The organism is Polaribacter glomeratus, assembly GCF_002954665.1.
Lineage (GTDB): Bacteria > Bacteroidota > Bacteroidia > Flavobacteriales > Flavobacteriaceae > Polaribacter > Polaribacter glomeratus.
This window is the reverse complement of the sequence record NZ_MSCM01000002.1, coordinates 1,059,128-1,076,942: the sequence shown is the minus strand read 5'-3', so window position 1 is coordinate 1,076,942 and position 17,815 is coordinate 1,059,128. Positions and strand designations below refer to the sequence as shown.

General features: G+C 29.2%; 14 protein-coding genes and 1 tRNA gene. 8 read left to right on the top strand and 7 right to left on the bottom strand.

What is annotated here, in order from left to right:
- Nucleotides 1-344 precede the first annotated feature (344 nt).
- Together BTO16_RS14840 and BTO16_RS14835 are read right to left on the bottom strand one after the other, a co-directional pair.
- Nucleotides 345-1,703, bottom strand: a complete 1,359-nt coding sequence (locus BTO16_RS14840; protein ID WP_105022433.1) for a Gfo/Idh/MocA family protein — start codon at nucleotides 1,701-1,703, stop codon at nucleotides 345-347.
- 108 nt (nucleotides 1,704-1,811) lie between these two features.
- Complete coding sequence (locus BTO16_RS14835) at nucleotides 1,812-3,089, bottom strand: T9SS type A sorting domain-containing protein (protein ID WP_105022432.1); 1,278 nt, start codon at nucleotides 3,087-3,089, stop codon at nucleotides 1,812-1,814.
- A gap of 1,674 nt (nucleotides 3,090-4,763) precedes the next feature.
- On the opposite strand from BTO16_RS14835, the gene BTO16_RS14825 reads away from it, so the two are divergent.
- The 6 genes from BTO16_RS14825 (at nucleotide 4,764) to BTO16_RS14800 (ending at nucleotide 11,212) form a co-directional block, all read left to right on the top strand.
- Nucleotides 4,764-6,011: a tyrosine-type recombinase/integrase gene (locus BTO16_RS14825; RefSeq protein ID WP_105022431.1), complete on the top strand. Its 1,248-nt coding sequence runs from the start codon at nucleotides 4,764-4,766 to the stop codon at nucleotides 6,009-6,011.
- Between the two features lie 64 nt (nucleotides 6,012-6,075).
- Nucleotides 6,076-7,254: a hypothetical protein gene (locus BTO16_RS14820; RefSeq protein ID WP_146105416.1), complete on the top strand. Its 1,179-nt coding sequence runs from the start codon at nucleotides 6,076-6,078 to the stop codon at nucleotides 7,252-7,254.
- Nucleotides 7,255-7,342: 88 nt separating this feature from the next.
- Complete coding sequence (locus tag BTO16_RS14815; protein WP_105022429.1) at nucleotides 7,343-7,627, top strand: helix-turn-helix domain-containing protein; 285 nt, start codon at nucleotides 7,343-7,345, stop codon at nucleotides 7,625-7,627.
- Nucleotides 7,628-7,897: 270 nt separating this feature from the next.
- Nucleotides 7,898-9,484, top strand: coding sequence for a DNA primase family protein (locus BTO16_RS14810; RefSeq protein ID WP_105022428.1), 1,587 nt, complete (start codon nucleotides 7,898-7,900; stop codon nucleotides 9,482-9,484).
- Nucleotides 9,471-10,568 carry a DUF6371 domain-containing protein gene (locus tag BTO16_RS14805; RefSeq protein ID WP_146105415.1) on the top strand — a complete coding sequence of 366 codons (1,098 nt, stop codon included), beginning with the start codon at nucleotides 9,471-9,473 and terminating at the stop codon, nucleotides 10,566-10,568. Before BTO16_RS14810 ends, BTO16_RS14805 begins: the two co-directional genes overlap by 14 nt.
- Nucleotides 10,565-11,212 (top strand): hypothetical protein, encoded by a 648-nt coding sequence (locus BTO16_RS14800; RefSeq protein WP_105022426.1) that lies wholly within the window; start codon nucleotides 10,565-10,567, stop codon nucleotides 11,210-11,212. Before BTO16_RS14805 ends, BTO16_RS14800 begins: the two co-directional genes overlap by 4 nt.
- Before the next feature lie 197 nt (nucleotides 11,213-11,409).
- Here BTO16_RS14800 and BTO16_RS14795 read toward each other — a convergent pair.
- From BTO16_RS14795 to BTO16_RS14780, 4 genes are all read right to left on the bottom strand, one after another.
- Nucleotides 11,410-11,480: transfer RNA gene (locus BTO16_RS14795), tRNA-Cys, on the bottom strand.
- Between the two features lie 97 nt (nucleotides 11,481-11,577).
- Entirely contained in the window at nucleotides 11,578-11,934 is a 357-nt protein-coding gene (gene folB / locus BTO16_RS14790; protein ID WP_105022425.1) for a dihydroneopterin aldolase, read from the bottom strand.
- Entirely contained in the window at nucleotides 11,935-12,363 is a 429-nt protein-coding gene (locus tag BTO16_RS14785; protein ID WP_105022424.1) for a DUF2452 domain-containing protein, read from the bottom strand.
- Nucleotides 12,364-12,597: 234 nt separating this feature from the next.
- Nucleotides 12,598-12,810: a zinc ribbon domain-containing protein gene (locus BTO16_RS14780; protein WP_105022423.1), complete on the bottom strand. Its 213-nt coding sequence runs from the start codon at nucleotides 12,808-12,810 to the stop codon at nucleotides 12,598-12,600.
- A gap of 111 nt (nucleotides 12,811-12,921) precedes the next feature.
- Between BTO16_RS14780 and BTO16_RS14775 the strand changes: the two genes are divergently transcribed.
- Nucleotides 12,922-14,604, top strand: coding sequence for a glutamine--tRNA ligase/YqeY domain fusion protein (locus BTO16_RS14775; protein WP_105022422.1), 1,683 nt, complete (start codon nucleotides 12,922-12,924; stop codon nucleotides 14,602-14,604).
- A 101-nt stretch (nucleotides 14,605-14,705) separates the two neighbouring features.
- Nucleotides 14,706-15,011 (top strand): DUF6370 family protein, encoded by a 306-nt coding sequence (locus BTO16_RS14770; protein ID WP_105022421.1) that lies wholly within the window; start codon nucleotides 14,706-14,708, stop codon nucleotides 15,009-15,011.
- Between the two features lie 18 nt (nucleotides 15,012-15,029).
- Here BTO16_RS14770 and BTO16_RS14765 read toward each other — a convergent pair whose 3' ends face one another.
- Nucleotides 15,030-17,654, bottom strand: coding sequence for a DUF5916 domain-containing protein (locus BTO16_RS14765; protein WP_105022420.1), 2,625 nt, complete (start codon nucleotides 17,652-17,654; stop codon nucleotides 15,030-15,032).
- Nucleotides 17,655-17,815: the final 161 nt, after the last annotated feature.

The following is a 17,815-nucleotide window of genomic DNA, read 5'->3' as shown; positions in this document are numbered from 1 at the left end:
AAATCTGCTCATGAGTTTTGGAATACTTTTAAAATAAAAAGAGTAGTAACAAAACTATACAGGCACAAATAAAACTGTGTTCATAATTTTTTATTAACTCTTTTTTTACAACATCAATATCGCCAAAGTATAGATTATCTGCTCCCTTGATTAGATAAAATAAAATTATAAATAAATGAACCTAAGTTAATTATCAAGTTCATAGAAATGGTAGCTTGATTATTTTGCATCTAAGATTAACGTATTCTAAAATTAATTTTCAAATCATTAAATCCTACTTTTCGAGTTGTTATTTATACTACTATTAATTATCTATTTTTTTTTAATAAAACTCATTTCTAGAACTAATGAGTATCTTTAATCCATTTATATGGTGTTCTTTTTACCCAATTACCTCTTGTAAAATCAGGAAAATCTTGTGGCTCTCCATTATTTTCTATTGAAGCTTCAGACAGTGGTGTAATAGCACTCCATGCTGCAGCGTCATAAGCATCCATAGGTGGAGCTATATTTTGTTTTGCCGACTCAACAAAAGCATGCAAAACAAAGAAATCCATTCCACCATGCCCAGCACCAGTAGCTAACTCGCCATACTTTTTCCATAATGGGTGGTCGTATTTCTTAAGCCATTTATCGGCATCATCCCATTTATGTGATTCTGTTATACCATCTATATGAATTCTATTGCCATCTACCTCCCATAAACCATTGGCTCCTTGAACTCTAAATCCTAATGAATATGGTCTTGGTAAATTAGTATCATGTGTTACTATTATGGTTTCTCCATTGCTTGTTTCAATGGTTGATGTAACAATATCACCTAATTTAAATTTTAATTTTGCATTAGGATGGTTTTCTCCTCCATGTTTAACAATATAATTATTTAAGCCTACTGCTTTAGTAGCATTTGATGTTAATGACATAAAACGATTGCCTCTATTTATGTCGCACATCGCTGCAATTGGCCCAATACCATGTGTTGGGTATAAATCTGCATTTCTTAAAAGGGAATGCTGTGTTCTCCATTTAGCTTCTGAAATACCTTTTTCGCCAAATTCTACACCTAATGCACGTGCCTCTTTTCCGTTATTAAACTTAACATGTCTTAAATCGTGCTGATAACCACATCTAAAATGTAATAACTCTCCAAAAACATTTTGCTTTACCATGTTTAATACGGCCATAACATCTCTACGGTAATTAACATTTTCTAATATCATTAAATGTGTTCCTGTTTCTTCATGGGTATTTACCAAATCCCAACATTCTTCCATAGTATTTGCTGCGGATACTTCTAAACCTGTATATTTTTTGGCTCGCATTGCATCCTTAGCCATTCTTGTATGCCAAAGCCATGGTGTAGATATAACAACAGCGTCAACATTATCTAAGGCTAAAAGGTTTCTATAATCATAATCATCTTTACCAAATACCAAAGGTTTTTTATAACCACTTTCTTTAATTTTATCAAGTGCAATAGTAATTCGAGCTGGGTCTACATCACAAATAGCAGTTACATTTATATCGTTTCTTAATAACAAGTTCTGTAGATGTTTAGTGCCGCGTAAACCAACTCCAATAAGACCAATTTTAACTATATCGGCATTGCTACTGCTATTTAATCCAAAAGTAAAACTTGGTAGAAGTGAGATTCCTGTTCCTAATATTGCTGTTTTCTTTATAAAATTTCTTCTAGAGTCCATACTTTTATTTTATAATTATATTTTAGATTATTGATGATACCGATTTACAAATACCTTCATAGCTGCCTAGTGCAATATTTCTAAAGAGTTGTATATATTGAACTTTTTTTAATTTTTGATAACCTTAAAATTACCGGTTCCTTTTCTTGTTGATATTTGAACAATGTACATGGCCTTATTTAAAGACCTAACATCAACTTTAACTTCATTATTACTGTAGTTATCAAGATTGCTTTTTAAAACTAATCTGCCAGCTATATCAAATATTTTCAAAGACAGCATTTCTTCTTTACCCTTAATTATTAAAAAATCTGAAACAGGATTTGCAAATCTAAAACGGCTATCTGTAACGCTGTCTATACTTAAACTTGAATTTACAGTTAGTGTTTTTGAAACATAATCTGCCGATTTAAAAGTTGCATTACCAATTTGAGAAGCCGTAATTATAGAGGTTCCATTACCTACAATTTGTATTTGTCCACTAACAATGGTTGCAACCGCTATATTTGAGCTGTTGTAAACAATAGGTAGTCCAGAAGTGGATGCTGCATCTGGAGTAAAATTACCATCACCCACAGCTTTTGTCATCATATCTGGAAATGTTATTGTTTGCGTGGTACTTGGTGTTGGAATGCTAGGGTTTAAGGATAGGTAATATTCATAAGGCAACTCAAATTCACAACCTTCAGCTATTAAAAAGTCAATTACTTTTTTAAACTCTGCTATTTCTACTGAAGTCCAAGCATCAGGATGTGATTGTAACACCATGAAATTTGTATAAGAATTTTTAAAATTATTATAGTTTGTTACGAAATGATCATAATTTGGCACCCTAGTACTTATTTCAACATTAACTCTATTATTTAAGTTTAATTTACCACTAACTGTAGGACTTTGAAACATAGTAACTCTGTAATTATTACCCGGACTCTCTAAAATAACTCGGTTTGTTATTGCATCATTCCTGTTAAAAGGAGCTCCAAAGGTTGTCATTTCAATGTTAAATAACCTGTTTAATTTAGCGTTCGCATCGTCAAAATGACTTTTTTGGAATGCGTACGTTTTCTGAAAAAATTCATTACTACTATGATCCCAACCGTGATTCCATATTTCAATAAGTCTATCTCCATTGTCATCTTTTGAATTCAAATATTTACTATAATAACTAATGGTAGTTTCGTCGTTTCTAGCACCTACTAAACCAAAACTTCCTTTAATTTTGTTAGCTGTTAAATACTCTAGTATTTCGAAACCTCCGTAAGCACCATTTCTAACCATAACATCATCAAACTTTAAAATTATTTTTAACGGAGTTTGAGCCTCAATTGATTGGGTGTAGCATAGTGTACAAAATAACACAATCCAAATACATAAAAATTTATTCATAATTATTACTATCTATTATTTGGCAAGTTACGTTGTCTTTTAGCATAAGAAATCCAAAAAAAGGTTGGTTTTCGTATTTGACAGGATGTTTTTTACCAACTAATAAAATTTATAAAAAAGAGAATCCACAAGGTTTTAAATGAAATAAAAGTATATCCAAAAACAGTCAATTTTCTAGATATAGACATTTAAAAAACCTATATAAAGTTTTGATTTAGTTTGTATTAAGAGAAATAAATATTTAAATTCATAACTTAAAAACATTATTATCACTATTTTTAAAAGATCTAAAATTTCTAGATTTTTATGACTGTTTTAAGATTAAGAAGAACAAAATAAGACTAAAAGGTACATTTTTTTGCAATTACCTTTTTTTTGTACATACATTTTATTTCTGCAATAGAATTAGAGTCATTACAACAGCCTTTCTTTATAATCGGAATGATTCCAATTCTATATAATGGTGTATTTTTAACTTTCTATTTATTTAATTTTGATTAAGGCGGATATGCATCGTTTATTTTACTTTGTGGTATAAGTGTAAATTCTGCATTATATTTAATAAGAAATTATAATAATTTAAAAATTAAATATCCTAAAAGAGAGCAAAAAAAGTTTGTATTTTAAAACTTTTTTAACTCCAAAATATTTCCTGTTGTTCTAAACATTATATCTACTTTAGTTTTAATTACTTTTAAATATCAAAAAAAATAAACTTTGGATATAGAAGAAAACATTGGTTAATCGTTAAAAATTAATTTTACAAAATTAATTAAGCTATAGACCGCCTTAATCTTCAAAAAGGAGCCATAGATACGCTACAAAAAACTAGAATTAAACACCGTTGAGATTCTTTAGATATAGAAAACGACGCAATAGAGCATGCTAGAGACAATTCTTTAAAATATTAAACTAAACTACTAACAAATGAAGATACGTTAAAACAATTATTAGCCAAAAGCAGGTATTTATTATATAAATTCAGAAGTAAATGGACTAAAATCTGCATCAAAGAGCTAAAGCACTATTTGAACAATATCCAGATTTAGAAAAAATCTATAATCTATACCAAAATTTATTTTCGATCTATACTCAAACAAAAGATAAAACCTCCACTTTAATAAGACTTTAGAAATGAGATGAAAAAGTGAGACAAAAAAGTATCTAAAGTCATCAAAACCAAAAAGATAACGATATAAATTAATCATCAAAATATACTCAACTATTTTAATAATAGAGGTAAGTTGCTTCTAATAAATCATTTAGCGCAAAAATTAAAGCCTTTAGAATATCGTTTAGGGACATTAGAAATATAGGGTTCTTTTTTTTAGACTCTCAAATATTTATGCCTAATTCTTAAATCGCATAAATTTTGGTATCGATTCACGAATTATGGGTAAAAACATGAGTAAAACATAAAACACCTCTAACTATTTTAAATGTTAGAGGTGTTTTTAAAAGATTTTGAGGTGTCTATCGGACTTCTTTCAATTAAAACATACTACTCTATAAAACTAAATATCTATTGATAAAACGCATTAAAATAAAACAATAGCAAAGAATTACAAATATATTAACTTTTATTTAGTTTGCAATAGTTTTAAACAATTTGCATTTAGCCGTACAATTATAATACAATTTTATTACATTTGTATTGTTAAAAAACCCTATAATATGGCATCAGTTAATTTTTTATACCGTTCTACAAAAGACAAATCAAATTTAGTATTGAGATTATTATATCGTTATGATAATACAGATTTTGTTTTCGGAGCAAAGACAAAGTTTGAAGTTGATAAAATTTACTGGAGCAAACAACATAAAAAGAAATCAAAAGATATTGAGATTACGAACAAACAAACTGACGTAAATACAGACCTCAATAAAATAGAAAACCACGTTTTAAACGCTTTTAATTCTGTTAATACTGAAACCATCAGTAAAGAATGGTTACAAACTCAAATTGATAATTATTACAATCCAAAAGTAGAAACTAACATACCTACTGATTTAATTAGCTACATAGATTTTTATCTCGATTACAGAAAAAACGAATTAACTGAAACAACGAAACGCAAATGCAGAGTAATAAAAAATAAGCTTATTAAATATGAAACTTTCACCGAAAAGAAAATATTAATAAAAAATATAAATGATAGTTTTAAGAATGAGTTTGTCAATTATCAAAAAGAGAAAATGTACGCTCAAAACACTATTCAAAGAGAATTTGTAACTATTAAAACTTTCTGTAAACACGCACGATACTTAGGACTTGAAACTCACTATCAATTAGACGGTTTAAGAATTGATAAACAAAAAGTTGAAAAGATATATTTAACCTTTGAAGACTTAACCAAAATAGAAACCATTAGTAAAGAAAAATTAACTGATAGTTTAGACAATGCTAAAGACTGGTTAATCATTAGTTGTTATACAGGACAAAGAGTTTCAGATTTTATGCGTTTTACTGATGAACAAATAAGAATTGAAGACAGCAAACATTTAATTGAATTTACTCAAAAGAAAACAGGTAAAAATATGACAGTTCCTTTACATCCTAAGGTTTTAGAAATACTCAATAAAAGAAAAGGTAAATTTCCTTATTCAATTTCAGACCAAAAGTATAATGACTTCATAAAAATAGTTTGCGAACTTGCAGAGATTAAAGAACTAACTAAAGGTAGTAAATTAGTTGAAACTAAAAAAGATAGTAAAATATATCGTAAAAAAACAGGAACGTATAAAAAATATGATTTGGTAACCTCGCATATTGGTAGACGTAGTTTTGCAACCAATTTTTACGGTAAAATACCAACAACATATTTAATTTATGTTACAGGACATAGCACCGAAACAATGTTTTTAAATTACATAGGCAAAAGCAATAAAGATTTGGCACTTGAAATAACTAACTATTTTTAACCATAAAAATAAAGTTGTTTTTTGATGTGCATTTCGTACATTTCTTACATTAAAACAAATTGCAATGAATACGATAAACTATTTAAATATGATGTTATCAGGTTATTTTAAAAATCCTGAAACACTAAAGCTTCATTTAATTAAACATCAACAATTAGCCGAAAGAGATAATTTTGTTAGTTTAGTTGAGTTTTATGACAATTGCAACATAGTAATTGAAAATATAAAAGAGAGTATTTTAAAACTTTATTATGAGAGAAAAAAAGAACTCTATTGGATTTTGTCAAAGCAAAAAACAGAAAACGTAGATACTAAAGATATTCAAAAAGATATTGATTTTTTAAAACCTAATGACTTTAAAACACCTTTATTATTTATTACAAATCAACAATTTACAGGACATTTAAGCTATTCAGATATTGAATTTATAGAAGATACTATAAAACAGATATTTGTCTATGTAGATGAAAAAAAAGATTACACGCTACCATGTAATGAGGGAAATTTTTATTATTCAGGTTCTGAAAATAAACTTTATTCAGGTAAAGAGTTTTTTAGTAAAATATATTTGACAACAGACAATTTAAAATTCCCAGTTAATTGTCCTGATTTAATTCCTAAATATTATGATTTTGCACTTGCAGAGTATCTAAAAAGTGAGAAAGAAAAATCTAAACTGATGTTTAGTAACGTATGGGTAACAAAAGAATTCATAGTCTTAGAATTTAAAAAATTAAAAAGCCTAATAAATGGCTTAACAGATTTTATAGAAAAAAATAAACATTACACATTTAAGAGCAAAGAAAATCAACTCAAATACAGTAAAAAATATTCTGAATTTTTAAATGAAAAATTAAAAGAGTTAGACAAAATTGAAGACAAAGAACCTCAACAAATCGAAAATAATAAACCTAATGAGGTTAAAAAGACCTTAAAAGACTTTTTTAATTCTGATGTAAGTAGTAAAGTAATAGAAACCTTACAAAATGACTTTAAAGATTATAAAGGTAAAAAAATGGCATATCTTATTTATTTGTTAGACAAGGAATTTAATTTGATAAATTATTCTCTTAACAGTAAAAATGACAGTAGAAAGCATTTTGTAGAAACCTTAACTAACAATAGTATAAAAATGCAAGGAATAAATAAATATTTTGATGATGTTAAAATAAATATTCGTCTTTTTGAAAAAGATAGCATTTATACTAATATTAAAGATAAACTAACTAAAACAATCAAATAAACAGTTGTTTAGTTGTTTCAAATTGTTAGACAACTTCAAGCAACTGTATATCAATGATTTAGATTGATTTTGTTTATACTTTTGATGTATGAACAATTCAATAATACTACAAAATGTAAGTCCTGAAAGGTTAACCGAGTTAATCAAAGACGGCGTTAAAAGTCTATTAGAAGACTTTAAAAAAGAATCCAACAATCAAACCGCTAAAGAAGATTTGATGACAAGGGAGCAAGTTTTAGAACTTCTACAAATCAATCCAACTACTTTATGGCATTGGCAGAATAGCAAAAAAATTATCGTTTACAAATTTGCTAATAAGAACTACTATAAACGTAGTGAGATTTTAGAGAGTTTACAACCACTTAAAAAATAAATAAGACTACGAATACACAAAAGAAACATAGCCTTATTTTTAATGGTTATAAGCAAAGTAAAGATAACGAAATAATAACAAATTTTGACTTTTACGAAACCGTAATAAAAAACGAAATTTTAGAACCTGAACAAATTATTTTAATCTGTCATAAAGTTTGGATAAAAAGCAAAAGCGGAACTGTAAGAGAAACAAGTCAAGGTAAACACTATAAAGCAACCATTAAAAACGGCGTTTTAAGTTTTGATAAACCTTTAAAATTTGAAAGTAATGACTAACAAAGAAAATTTAAAAGAGTTGATTAAAACAGATATTATAAAGCTTTCAGAAAACTTTGAACATACAGAAAAAACGACTGATGACATTTTACAGGAACTTTCTAAAAGTATCAATAAAATTGACTTTCAAATATTAGCGTTTCCTGATATTGAAACCGTAAAAAAGCAAATTGAAAACTTAAAAGAATTTGTCTTCAATGAAGACGGAACTTATAACAAAGACAATAAAGCAGAATTTGAGAAATATAAAAAACTCAACAAACGCCTTAACAGTTACAAGCTTACAAAAAATCATTATTTAGTACTTTGTATTGAGCAACTTCTTAGAATAGCCAAAGCAAACAACTGGGGTTTATGCAAAAAGAACGGTTTTATTTATTTGTATAATGGTAGTTACTGGAGCGAAATAAACAAAGAGAGTTTTCAATCTTTTTTAGGTAGTGTTTCTTTAAAGTTTGGAGTTGAGAAATTTCAAGGCAAAATACATACTTTTAAAGATGAGTTATTTAAACAGTTTATGGCAGATGCTTATTTACCAACACCAAAGACAAACAAAAAGAATGTATTAATTAATTTAGAAAATGGCACGTTTGAAATAACACCTACAAAAAGAGAATTAAGAGCATTTAATAGAAATGATTTTTTAACGCATCAGCTACCTTTTGAGTACGAACCTGATGCAAAAGCACCTTTATTTCAAAAGTATTTAGATGAGGTTTTACCTGATGTAGATAAGCAAAGAATATTTGCAGAATATTGCGGATACATTTTTATAAAGCCAAGCGTTTTGAAGCTTGAAAAGATGCTTATTTTATACGGAACTGGAGCGAATGGAAAATCTGTTTTCTTTGAAATAATAAACGCCCTTTTAGGAACTGAAAATGTAAGTAATTACTCTTTGCAAAGCTTAACAAATGATAATGGCTATTTTAGGGCAAAAATTGCAAATAAATTAGTCAATTACGCATCAGAAATAAATGGTAAACTTGAAACCGATATCTTTAAACAAATGGCATCAGGCGAACCAATTGAAGCACGTTTACCTTATGGCGAACCTTTTATTTTAAATGAGTACGCAAAACTTATTTTTAACTGTAACGATTTACCAAAAGAAGTAGAGCATACCAACGCATTTTTTAGACGTTTTTTAATTATAGGTTTTGATGTTACTATACCTGAAAACAAACAAGATAAAGAACTCGCAAATAAGATAATTAACAATGAGTTATCAGGGGTTTTTAATTGGATTTTATCAGGACTTGAATGGGTTTTAAAGCAAAAGAAATTCAGTAAATGTTTGGCAGTCGATAACGCTCGAAACGATTACGAAAAGCAAAGCGACAGCGTTAAAATGTTTATTGAAGACCTTGAATATAAAACTTCTACTGATTACACTACTGTAAAAGAATTATACTATCAATATAAAGATTATTGTATTGAAGACGGTTTCAGAAATGTAAACAAATCTAATTTTATGAAACGTTTACGACATTTCAAAATAATAGTTGAGCGTAAAAGTATAGGAAATGTAGCTTATGTTTCTACTAACAAAAATCATTTATCAAATGGAAACTTTTAAATATTCATTAGATAAAAGTAGTAAAAAGAACCTTTGCCCTAACTGTAATAAAAATACGTTTGTTTATTACGTTAATACAGAAACTGGTAATTACTTAACTACTGATTTTGGCAGATGTGATAGGGAGCAAAACTGTAATTATCACAAAGCACCACCAAAAGGTAAAAGAGGGTTTTTAATACCCTTTTTAACCTTACAGGACATAAGTAATAAAGCTTTTAAATTAGTTGATGTAAACGGCATTATTTCTATTATACCAAAGTCGCAAATATTAGAGCAACAAAAAGGTCGTTGTTATATTTCTGAATGGTATTTAAAAACCTCTACAATCAATTATTTGAATAATGAAAGTAAGTATTTTAATACTGATGAGGTTTGTACTTTTAATGAAGTCAAAACCATAAAAGAACCTCAACAATTAAAGTCAAGTTTTCACAGATTGAAGCTTCAAGATAAAATAATTAAGGAATATAAAGACAATCAAAAATTTGACAATCTAACTACTTTTTTACTTGACAATTTCACATTTGATGAGGTTGATAAAGCAGTCTCTAATTATTATCTAACTGGCTCAAATTATTGTTGGCAACAATCAACTATTTTTTGGCAAATAGATGATAAAGGACAAATAAGAGGTGCAAAGATTATGCTTTATGATAAGGTTACAGGCAAAAGGATAAAAGAACCTTACAATCATATTAACTGGTTACATAAAGCGATTAAAGAGCCTGATTTTAACCTTTGTCAATGCTTATTTGGTTTGCACCTTATAAATGAAGACTGTCAAAAAAGTATTGCTATTGTTGAAAGTGAAAAGACCGCTATTATAATGAGTATTTTTTTACCTGAATTTATTTGGGTTTCTACTGGTAGTAAAAGCAATTTTAAATTTGAAGTATTAGAGCCGTTAAAAAAAAGAAAGTGTTTTGCATTTCCTGATAAAGGCGAATTTAACAATTGGAGCAACAAAGCAAAAGAGTTAAAAACAAAAGGCTTTAAAATAGAAGTGAGTAACATAATAGAACAAACAAATTTTAATAATGGTTTTGATTTAGCAGATTATTATTTTAAAACAACAAAATGAAAAAAGAAAAAAGATTACAAAAGTTTACAAGTATGGAAAACTTAAAATCAGTAAATGAAGTAAAAGAGTATTTCGATAAAAACCCAAACCAACAAAATGAATTATGGCAAAGTTTATCAAAAAGGTTAAGTGATAGTTATAAAGATGATGTTTTAACAGAAATGTTAATTTCTATTATATCAAATGAAAAAATTATAGAAGATATAAGAAATACAACCTATGAAGCAAACAATAGTAAAATCACAAATTGTATTCATAATTACATTTTAGAACATCGTAATTTCCCTAATCAATCTTTTATTATTGAAAAAACAAAATTATCAAGGCAAACAATCTACAATCATTTAAAAGAGGGTATTAATACTAAACATAATAAATTGATAAAAGGAGCAAACGAAATAATGAGTATGTCCGCTTTACAAAAACTTTATCTAATAGGCATACAAGATAACAATCCTACGGCGTTAAAACATTTTATTCAACTTTCAGGAATTACAAATAACAATACAACAAACGTCAATAATTACATTCAGATTAATAACTTAAAAATATCAAATGAAGATTTTAACAAGTTACCTAAAGAAACAATTATTGAGATTGAAGCAATCGTTTCAAAAAGTATAAAACAGTTAAAAAGTTTTTAGAAAATAGAATATTATTACTTTCATATTTAAAATAATGTAACAAATGCACGAAATGAAGCCTTAAAAACATCTTTATTTTTTAAGTTAATTTTTATAAGAATAATAACTTAAAACTACTGGCAATACATAAATCGTACATATATTAAACTAAAAAAACCTCAACTTGCTAATTAATAGCTTGTTAAGGTTTTTTATTGAGGTGTCTAGCGGATTCGAACCGCTGTAGATGGTTTTGCAAACCATTGCCTAGCCACTCGGCCAAGACACCTTTTAAATTTTAAAACGATTTTCTAAAAAGTTTAGAACGTTGTTTTAAGGATTGCAAATTTACGCAAATTTACAAGTATTGCAAGTGTTTTTTACTTTTATCGTTTTTTTGTAAGAATTATAACAACTTCTTCTACATTTCCGCCAATTGGTGGGTTTATTTTTGACACTGAAACCGTTGCTTTTTGAATCATTTTTAATTCTTTAAAAAAACGATTTAAAATTCGTTGTGCCACTTCTTCTAATAGTTTAGAACGAATTGCCATTTCTTCTTTTACAATATAATTTAAATGTACATAATCTACCGTGTCTATTAAGTCATCCGTTTTAGCAGATTTTTTTAAATCGGCTTTTACTTCTACATCCACTCTATATTCTGATCCAATTTTTGCTTCTTCGTCTAAACAACCATGGTTTGCAAAAAGTTTTATATTATTTACCTGTATAATTCCCATTTAGTCCTCTTGCGTTATACTATTCTCAACCTTTTCCCACATTTTATCAGAGTTTAATCTAAACGATCCTTTGTGCTCTAAATTCCACTCGGTAGGTTCTATAATTGATAAAAATAATTCGTCTTTTTTATTTACATATAAATGATATGTTTCGCCTATAATTGGTTCAAAACCAAATTTAGCATTGTACAACATGTCATTATATTGAAATTTTTCCATTAATAATTCGTACTCTTTTTTGACTTCGTCAAATTTTCCTTTGAGTATTTTATTTACACGTCGTACGCCGTCTGCCGTCCAAGTAGCTGTATTTGTTGGTTTAATAACCGGTGAGCTTGCGGATGTTCCGTAAGGTTTTAAAGCAGCATCGTATTTTTGAGTTTCTTCGTTAAAAACAACCAAATCTGGTTTTTTAGCATCGTCTTTCATAAGTTGCAAAAATACGACAAAAAACAAATAATAAACTTGATTTTAGAAAACTTTAACGGCTAAAAATGCTCGCGTTAGCGATTGCAGTGGCATCCTTTTTAGTTCTTTTTTTGAACGAAGTTGAAAAAAAAAGAACTAAAAAGATAGAACGGAAAGCGCGACCTGCAAGGAAACGCCCAAATTAAAAATAAACTACCCTTCTCACGGATAAAATATCGCTAAAAATTAGAATTACTAGGTGAAAAAGTCAAAAACATTGCTAATTCCGCTTGTTTTGGTCTTGTAAAATTCTGTGTATGTGCAACGTTCGCAGGTTACGCTGGTATATTTTTGATTTTGGATATCAAAAATTTTTGAGAAAAAACCTCCTGTTGCTCTTAATTCTCCAACTTTATAGGTTTTATTCTCGCATTTTGGACAGGTATAATTTCGTATTTTATCGCTCATAGTTTCTAGTGTTTCCTTATTAGAGTCTTAATTTACGAATTTGTTACAAATTGAAGAAGGTGACTGCATAAAAATATGTAATTTTGCACCTTAATTTTTTCGTATAAAATGATGTCTGAAGAGAAGAAATCGCTCAATTTTTTAGAGCAAATTATTGAAGAGGATTTGGCAAACGGAATGCCAAAAGAAAATTTACGTTTTCGTTTTCCACCAGAACCAAATGGATATTTGCACATTGGTCATACAAAAGCAATTGGAATTAGTTTTGGTTTGGGTTTAAAGTATAATGCGCCTGTAAACTTGCGTTTTGATGATACAAATCCTGCAAAAGAAGAACAAGAATATGTAGATGCAATTAAGAATGATATTTCTTGGTTGGGCTATTCTTGGGCAAATGAATGTTATTCTTCAGACTATTTTCAGCAATTGTTCGATTGGGCAATTTTGATGGTTAAAGACGGAAAAGCGTATGTAGATTCTCAATCTTCGGAAGATATGCGTGCTCAAAAAGGAACGCCAACAGAAGTTGGATCAAACAGTCCTTTTAGAAATCGTACTGTAGAAGAAAACTTGGAATTATTTCAAGGCATGAAAGACGGAAAATTTAAAGAGGGTGAACATACATTGCGTGCAAAAATTGATATGAGCTCGCCAAATATGTTGTTGCGTGATCCTTTAATGTATCGAATTATGTTTAAAACGCATCATAGAACTGGCAACGATTGGTGCATTTACCCAATGTACGATTGGACGCACGGTGAAAGTGATTATATTGAACAAATTTCGCATTCTTTGTGTTCTTTAGAGTTTAAACCTCACAGAGAATTATACGATTGGTTTAAAGACAATGTGCACGATTATAGTAAATCTGAGTTTCCGCTTGTACCAAAACAACGTGAATTTTCTCGTTTGAATTTGAGTTACACAATAATGAGCAAACGTAAATTGTTGACTTTAGTTGAAAACGGAATTGTTTCTGGCTGGGACGACCCAAGAATGCCAACAATTTCTGGTTTACGAAGACGTGGTTACACGCCAGAATCTATTAAAAACTTTGTAGAAACTGTTGGAGTTTCTAAACGTGAAAACGTAATTGATGTGGCACTTTTAGAATTTAAAATTCGTGAGGATTTAAACAAAACGGCTAAAAGAGTAATGGGTGTTTTAGATCCTGTAAAAGTGATAATTACCAATTATCCTGAAGGAAAAGAAGAGTTTTTAACAGCCGAATATAATGATTATGAAGACGGTTTTGGAAGCAGAGAAGTTCCTTTTTCTAGAGAAATTTACATAGAACGTGAAGATTTTAAAGAGGAGGCTAATAAAAAGTTCTTTAGATTAAAATTAGGCGGCGAAGTTCGTTTAAAAAATGCTTATTTTATTAAAGCAACAAGCTGCGATAAAGATGAAAACGGAGAAATTACAGTGATTTACTGTACTTATGATCCGCTAACAAAATCTGGAATGGACACAGAAGAAAGCAAACGAAAAGTAAAAGGTACTTTGCATTGGGTTTCTGTAAAACATGCTATAAGAGCAGAAGTAAGAGCTTATGATAGATTATTTTTAGACGAAGCGCCAGATTCGCATAAAGATAAAGACTATATGGAGTTTATAAACCCAAATTCTTTAGAAATCATTACTGCTTTTGTTGAACCAAGTTTGCAATCTGCAGAAATTGGCGAACGTTTTCAGTTTCAACGTTTAGGTTATTTTAATGTTGATAATGATGCTACTGCCGATAATTTAGTATTCAACAAAACTGTTGGATTGCGTGATTCTTGGGGTGGATAAAATTCAGTTGGCAGTAAATTAGTAATCAGTTGGCAGTCATCACTTTTGTAATCATTTACATTAGTCCATTAAACAAATAAAATTAATTAAAATTTAAAATTATGAAAAAAATATTTTTTTTATCAATCTTATTTGTTGCAGTTTCTTGTGGAAACAAAAACGAAATCAAACAGGTTGCAGAAATCTCTTGCGGACAATGCAAATTTGAATTAGATTCTGAAAACGGATGCAGTTTAGCGGTTCGTTTAGATGGTAAAGCTTATTTTGTTGAAGGTTTTAAAATTGATGATTTTGGTGATGCTCATGACGAACATACTGGTTTTTGTGAAGTAATAAGAAAAGGGGAAGTTGTTGGCAAAATTGAAAACAACAAATTTGTAGCTTCTTCTATAAACTTAGTTGATTAAGAAATTGAACAACTAAGTTTATATTACAAACCTATAAGTTGCTTTTATTAAAAATGTATCTTCTAGTTTGTTGTTTGTAATTTGGTCTCGCAAACCATTAGACAGAGAACTTCTTGGATCATCAAATCTTGAACCTCCTCTTGCCCAAACAAAAAACAGTTCAGAACCTGGTATGTATTCCCATCTTGCAACTAAATTTGTGCGTAATTGCACAAAAGAAAAGTCTGGTTTATCAAAGCTATAATCTGCTATTGCATCTGCATTTTCATCAATAAAATAAGTACTGTTGTTTTCTGATATTTGGCTAACATTATACATACTAACTCTAGTATCAAAACCAGATGCTGTTGCATTTGTAACATAATTAAAGTTAGAATATCTTCCTCTAGAAATATAGGGTTGCCCGTAAAATTGTATCGTAAAATTTGGGTTGATATTGTAATTTAATCTTAAGGTTGTAGATAAGGTTTGATTATCTATTTCTCCTAGAACATATCTTTTTTGATTATCAAAATCTGTAGTTGTTACATACTGCGATTTATCAATTGTCTTTTGAAACTCTGTGTTTAAAGACATGCTAAAAGCATCAAAAGGTTGGTAATTTAAATCAATTGAATACTTTTCTAAGTTATTTACGTTTTCTTCTGTTTTACGAACTACATAACCCGCAGAAAAGCTCATTTTTTTGCTTTTATCAGAACCAAAAGAAAGATACATAAAATCTTTATCAGCAAAACGCCAACGTGGACCACCTCTTAAATACGCATTTTCATAGTTTACTGGTACATGACCAAAACCTAATTTTGAAGACCAATTGTTTATCCAACTTACAGTTCCTTCTAATTTATATTCTAATTGATTATTGTTTCCTTGAAAATCAAATTTGGATTCTTGTTGTGCTTTAATTTCAATATTTCTGTAAGTTTTCGTTGGCACTTGCCATAAATATTTTACTTCAGAGAATAGAATTATTTCATCCGTTTGACGCAAAAAACCAACATCATTCAATTCTAATTCTGGAGAACGCCAAACAAAACCAGCATTATAACGCCAATTTCCTCCTCCATTTTTACCAGCTTCAATTCTTCCTCCAGAACCCGTTAAAGAAGTTTTTGTTGAATCTACTTCTACATGCGTTGCATCTACCCTTTGAAATAGACGAGCAATAGAAAGTTGTGTTTTTTGAATAGCTTCTGTACTACCCAAAACGTGACTCATAATTGTATTACCGCTTACATAATAGTCTCGGTTATGCCAATTATGTTGAAAATCTATACCAGCAGTATAAGCTGCTTTATGTAATTCAGAAAAATTACCATCTAAATTTCTGTTGGTTGCAGTTAAAATTCCGCCAATAAAAGAATTTCTTTCATTAAAATCTTTTTGCGCTCTTGCCACAAAGTAATTAGTTAATGGCTCTACAATTTCTTCTCTAGTTTCTTCATTTATTTCTCTAACCTCTGTATATTCATTTGCTGTAACACTTTCTAAAACACCAATAGACCAGCCATTTTGTGTTTTACCAGAAAATTTTGCTGCGCCTAAAATTCTTGAATACTGTGGTTCATCTGCAAATTCACCTGCTGATAAATTGGCTTTTCTATGCGGATTTCTACCAATTCTTCTGCTGTAGAATAAATTATCGCTTCCGTTTGCAAACTTATAATCAAAAATATTTTTATTTTCTACAAAAAAAGGTCTTTGTTCTTCAAAAAATATCTGAAATCCGTCTAACGCAATAGCTCCAGGATCTGCTTCTACTTGTCCAAAATCTGGATTAATAGTTAAATCTAAAGTTAAATCATTTGTAATTCCTATTTTAGCATCTAAGCCACCATTAACTTTAAAATCACTGCCATCCCTGTAGGGATTTCCTGCTTCTTTAGGATAATTATCATATTGTAAAACTGTAAATGGCTGAACTTCTAATTGTTTTTGAGGAACCAAATCAATTAAACCGTGTAACTCTCCAGCCTCACTAATAAAACCAGCTTGATTATTAGGTATTCTTTGCCAAATAGAACGTTCATTTTTTCTAAAAATATTTCTGACAATATTAAAACCCCAAATTTGCTCTTTTGCTTTTCCAAAACGTAATTGACTAAAAGGAATTTTCATTTCTGCCGTCCAACCTTGCTCATCAACTTTTGCGTTTGTATACCAAATAGGATTCCAACTTGCATCAAAATTACTTCCATTTCCAGTTGCGATTTCTTCGCCTTTTACACCAGCCGCCGTTGTTGTAAATACAAAAGCAGTTCTTTTGTCGTGGTAACTATCAATAAGTACATTTACTCTATCGCCAGCAAAACCATCTCTTCTGCTTAATCTTTGTTGAATTAACTCAGGGTTTTCATCAAAAGCTCTAATAGCGATGTATAAATACTTTGCATCATAAATTACTTTAAATTTTGTTTGATAGCTTGGCGCTGTGCCTTCATCTGGGTCTCTTTCTATAAAATCTGACGACCATTCTACAGTGTCCCAAGCTTCATCAGCAACAGAACCATCTATAATTGGTGTTGTTTTAAGTTTTTTGGTGGTATAAACTCTCTTAGGGATTTTACCATTTGCAATTTCTTGCGCATTCATTTTTAAAGAAATAAATGCGCATAGAAATAAGGTAATAGAAAGGGTTTTCATGTATTTTGATTGATTTTACTAAGAAATAAAGCGTAAAATTATTGCTATATCTACAAATGTAGCTTTCTTATTTCTTAAGAATTTGTTAATTATTGAAGATAAGATACTAGCTATTAAATAAACTAAAGCACTATTTGTCAATCAAATAAATAGTAGTACAT

Bases quoted from the DNA above. Each gene is read 5' to 3' on its own strand.
- BTO16_RS14840 (WP_105022433.1), bottom strand. From the start codon at position 1,703: ATGGACTCTAGAAGAAATTTTATAAAGAAAACAGCAATATTAGGAACA.
- BTO16_RS14835 (WP_105022432.1), bottom strand. From the start codon at position 3,089: ATGAATAAATTTTTATGTATTTGGATTGTGTTATTTTGTACACTATGC.
- BTO16_RS14825 (WP_105022431.1), top strand. From the start codon at position 4,764: ATGGCATCAGTTAATTTTTTATACCGTTCTACAAAAGACAAATCAAAT.
- BTO16_RS14820 (WP_146105416.1), top strand. From the start codon at position 6,076: ATGAATACGATAAACTATTTAAATATGATGTTATCAGGTTATTTTAAA.
- BTO16_RS14815 (WP_105022429.1), top strand. From the start codon at position 7,343: ATGAACAATTCAATAATACTACAAAATGTAAGTCCTGAAAGGTTAACC.
- BTO16_RS14810 (WP_105022428.1), top strand. From the start codon at position 7,898: ATGACTAACAAAGAAAATTTAAAAGAGTTGATTAAAACAGATATTATA.
- BTO16_RS14805 (WP_146105415.1), top strand. From the start codon at position 9,471: ATGGAAACTTTTAAATATTCATTAGATAAAAGTAGTAAAAAGAACCTT.
- BTO16_RS14800 (WP_105022426.1), top strand. From the start codon at position 10,565: ATGAAAAAAGAAAAAAGATTACAAAAGTTTACAAGTATGGAAAACTTA.
- folB (WP_105022425.1), bottom strand. From the start codon at position 11,934: ATGGGAATTATACAGGTAAATAATATAAAACTTTTTGCAAACCATGGT.
- BTO16_RS14785 (WP_105022424.1), bottom strand. From the start codon at position 12,363: ATGAAAGACGATGCTAAAAAACCAGATTTGGTTGTTTTTAACGAAGAA.
- BTO16_RS14780 (WP_105022423.1), bottom strand. From the start codon at position 12,810: ATGAGCGATAAAATACGAAATTATACCTGTCCAAAATGCGAGAATAAA.
- BTO16_RS14775 (WP_105022422.1), top strand. From the start codon at position 12,922: ATGTCTGAAGAGAAGAAATCGCTCAATTTTTTAGAGCAAATTATTGAA.
- BTO16_RS14770 (WP_105022421.1), top strand. From the start codon at position 14,706: ATGAAAAAAATATTTTTTTTATCAATCTTATTTGTTGCAGTTTCTTGT.
- BTO16_RS14765 (WP_105022420.1), bottom strand. From the start codon at position 17,654: ATGAAAACCCTTTCTATTACCTTATTTCTATGCGCATTTATTTCTTTA.